Below are 3,937 nucleotides of genomic sequence, written 5' to 3' on the forward strand. Positions count from 1 at the left end.
AGATTTTGGCCGAGGAAAATGTTGACAACGGCACTGATGAAACCGTACAGTGGACGCTGACGGACCACCTGAACACGGTCCGGGACATCGCGAAGTACGATTCGGGCAGCGACATGACGACCGTGGTCAACCACCTCATCTACGACGCCTTTGGCCGAGTGACGTCGGAGACCAACCCGGCGGTGGACTCCTTGTTCCTCTTCACCGCCCGACCATTCGATGCCGACACCGGCCTACAGAACAACCTCAGCCGCTGGTACGATGCCCACGTTGGCCGCTGGCTGAGCGAGGACCCGATCGGCTTTGCCGGAGGTGATGCGAATTTGTATCGGTATGTGAATAATCGTTCGCTCATCCACACAGATCCACTCGCCCTGTGGCCGTTTGCCCCCCGCATTCACCAACCGTGCAAGATAGGCACTGTCGTGCGCACCCTCATTCTCGAATTTGACGACTGTTGCTACGACCAGCAAGAACGGTTGGCGACACTGATGTGTGACGCCGCTCGGCTGGCTTATCGTGTTTGGGAAATGGTAGATATTGCAGCCCACGTCGGCGCAGCGAATCGGGCAACGAATCCCGAGTACCGAAAGATCATCAACGAGATTCGTCCTTGCCTGGACCACTGGTTTGGCGACATCCCAGGAACGCTGCCCGGTACGGTGATGCCCCAAGTCGGACCCATCTCCCATGCAACGCTCTTAAGCGTAAGGGACCGTATAAAAGCCATTGCATTCGCTTTTTTAGAGCAATTCGGTATACTTGCCCCTCGAGCGGTCGGCCTTGAATGCGAATCCTTTTGCACGGGGAGTAAGATTGCGTATACATGGACCAGTCCCGGCAAACCAGATTTTAGTGACGTATTCGGAACAGACATCCATATATGTCCGGACTTCTTTAAAAAAGACAAATTGAGCGAAGTAGGCATACTACTTCACGAGATGAGCCATATTTACGCGGGGACTATTGATGTCGCGTACGTTGCAGCACCCGCAGCAGTTGGCGGGGTGATAGCACCTATTTATGACGTGCCTGGTGGAATGCTCAGTACAGACCAGAGAGTACACAATGCACCTTCATACGAGGGGTTTTTTAAATGCGTCGCACAGCGCGTAGGTTTAACCCCTTTGAATGGCCGCGCTATTCCGTAGACACGAGTGAGGGCTTTTTCACCATGGATCCCACACCGTTCTTTGTCATTCATAGCGCAATAGTTGGCTTGGCGACTTATGTGTTTTCGTTTTACAGCCATTCTAAGGCGCGTACGATATGGAAGGGCTGTATGACAGCTGTATTATTGACGTTTCTTTGGCCCTGGGCGGGTGGTGAGCTTTTCATGGCATGGCTCGATCTGTTTATCGAAGTTCCCGGTAGACTTCTATTTGGACGACTCCTATCGCTGCGATTTCCGGATGGTGAAGACCTAATGGGGCTCATTGGTGGTTGGGTCGTGCCGTTCGCGGTATCATGGAGTGTAGTTTGGGTGCGCTTCCGTAAAGCCCCTCCTAAGCAACGAGTTGGCGTAAAAGAGCATGTAATATTCTGGATCGTATTCGCATTGATTCTTATATACTGGGCGAGGTGCTTCGACTTAGAACCTCTGGAATCATGGGAGCCGATCGGAACTTAAATTTGCAAATTGCGTTGGCCCGGAAAACCGTGTAGACGAACAAGGTAGGCGCCCTGGGAATGCCGGAGAGCGCATTCTTGGTGATCGCGACGGAGCGCGTTGGCTTGCTGGTAGGCGAGGAGGCGGTTGACGGCGGCACGGCCAACGATCCGTTTGGAGCCGGCCAAGATTTGAAAACGTTACTGGGAAAAATCCTCCGCATCGATGTGGATCACCGCGATCCGGGTCTGGCGTATGCCATCCCTAAAGATAACCCGTTTGCCGGGCGGAATGATGGTAGCCGGGGAGAGATCTGGGCTTACGGCTTGCGAAACGTGTGGCGTTTGGCCTTTGACCGGGTAACTGGAGACCTCTTTGCGGGCGATGTGAGGCAAAACCGGTATGAAGAGGTGGACCTCATCGTCCGTGGGGGAAACTACGGCTGGAAGATCCGCGAAGGTTTCCATCCTTTCGACCCGACTGCCCCTCAAACAGGCGACGTGCTCATCGATCCGCTCGTAGAGTATTTCCGGCATGAGGGCATGTCGGTAACGGGAGGACGTGTCTATCGTGGACAACGTCTTCCGGAATTTTACGGAGCCTATTTTTACGGAGACTACGTTACGGGAAATGTTTGGATTCTGCGACTCGACGAGAACAAACAGGTCATCGAAAACCGCAAGGTCGCCCGGACGGGCCTCAATATCAGCTCTTTCGGCGAAGATGCGGAAGGGGAGTTGTACTTCACAGCGTTCGACGGTTACGTGTACCGATTCCGGAAGCGGTCGGGCAATTTGTCGGCCATCGCCGCGGCGTTTCCTCGGAAACTGTCCGAGACCGGACTGTTTGCCGATGCGGCTGATTTGGTGCCTTCTGAAGGATTATTGCCCTACGATGTCAACGTGCCGCTGTGGTCCGACGGGGCGATGAAGCAGCGTTTTCTGGCATTGCCGCGGGGTCAAAGCGTCACTTTCAGCGAAAAAGGACAATGGCAGTTTCCCGAGGGCACGGTGCTGGTGAAAACGTTCTTTCTGCCCGCCAGCGCAATGGCCGCCGGTCAGTCCCCGCGAACCGTCTCCGCCGCGGAGCTCGCCAACCCCCGGCAGTGGCGGCGTCTGGAAACCCGCCTCTTGGTCCGCACTCCGGAGGGCTGGCAAGGATACACCTATGTTTGGAACGATGCTCAAACAGATGCCGAGCTTCTGGACGGTGCCAAGACTGCTGAAGTGCTGGCAGTAACTCCCACTGGCCGAGAAAAGTTTTCGTGGTATTTCCCAAGTCGCTCGGACTGCATGGCCTGCCATACACCCGCCGCGGGTTTTGTACTGGGCCTCAACACACGGCATTTTAATCGGCCTGTCGTTCCGGGTTTTTCCTTTTCGCTCAATGCGAATAACGAGAATGCTCCTTCATCCAAAGGAACCGAGCGCGAGAAATTGGCAACCCACTCAGAAAGCGGAGCATCACTCAACCAAATCGCTTTATGGCGAGCGATGGGGATATTTACGGAGCAACCGCAAGGTGACCCGGAATCGTGGGAGGCCTATCTCGACTGGTTCACGGTTTCCCCGGCCACGGCCGAGCAGCGTCAAGAGCTTGTTCGGGCGTACCTGGATGCCAACTGTGCGATGTGCCACGTCCCTGACGGCATCGTCAACCGTCCCGATTTCCGCTACCACACACCGTTGGAGAGGGCACAACTGATCGGTGTGAATCCTGGACAGGGGCAGGTGGGACCGCAGGGAAGCAAAATTGTTCGTCCGGGCAGCCCCGAGGCCAGCGAATTGTGGCACCGTCTCCGGCTGCGGGGTCCGCGTCAAATGCCTCCGCTGGCGAGCAATCGGGCCGATGAGCGTGCGGTGTCGCTCGTCGAGCAGTGGATCAGGGACCTGCAAAAAACCTGGCAACCGCCCGCGGTAAGCCCCTCGCGCCGCCGCTGACGGTTTTTCCAACAACATATCGCTTTATTTAGCCCACTCTAACAATTGATAAGCGAATAGATAACATAGAAAGCATCCGCGCGTATTATTCAGCTCTCCGATAGAAGGTCGAATATTCCTTATTTTTTGGCACGGATCCATACTGTTATCTTCCCCTGGCCGGTGGCGACCACCCGGCGAATGACGATTTCCGTGTCGCCGTCGGCCTTTCCTGGGTAACAGGGGTTCGTTTCGCGGAGCAGCCGGAGGTGCTGCAGGATCGTATCGTCCGGCACGGCGCCACGGTCCTGGAGGGGAGATGCACCATGCGGCGAGCGGGAAGGATCGGAATTCTCAGGCAAATTCTTGAGAAATTCGAATCCCCTCTCCGCCACCGACTTGTTATTGG

General features: G+C 55.6%; 4 protein-coding genes. 3 read left to right on the top strand and 1 reads right to left on the bottom strand.

Going from position 1 to position 3,937, the window contains the following annotated elements; all coding sequences use genetic code 11:
- The 3 genes from ABJK56_RS20625 to ABJK56_RS20635 form a co-directional block, all read left to right on the top strand.
- Nucleotides 1-1,151, top strand: a 1,151-nt coding sequence (locus tag ABJK56_RS20625) for an RHS repeat-associated core domain-containing protein (RefSeq protein WP_347246576.1), incomplete at its 5' end; no start/stop codon positions are given.
- Nucleotides 1,152-1,282: 131 nt separating this feature from the next.
- Nucleotides 1,283-1,630, top strand: a complete 348-nt coding sequence (locus ABJK56_RS20630) for a hypothetical protein (RefSeq protein ID WP_347246577.1) — start codon at nt 1,283-1,285, stop codon at nt 1,628-1,630.
- A 59-nt stretch (nt 1,631-1,689) separates the two neighbouring features.
- Nucleotides 1,690-3,549, top strand: coding sequence for a PQQ-dependent sugar dehydrogenase (locus ABJK56_RS20635; protein WP_347246578.1), 1,860 nt, complete (start codon nt 1,690-1,692; stop codon nt 3,547-3,549).
- 119 nt (nt 3,550-3,668) lie between these two features.
- On the opposite strand, the gene ABJK56_RS20640 is transcribed toward ABJK56_RS20635, so the two are convergent.
- A partial coding sequence (locus tag ABJK56_RS20640; protein WP_347246579.1) for a hypothetical protein occupies nt 3,669-3,937 on the bottom strand: 269 nt, incomplete at its 5' end.

It is taken from the genome of Thermogutta sp. (assembly GCF_039793925.1).
Taxonomy (GTDB): Bacteria; Planctomycetota; Planctomycetia; order Pirellulales; family Thermoguttaceae; genus Thermogutta.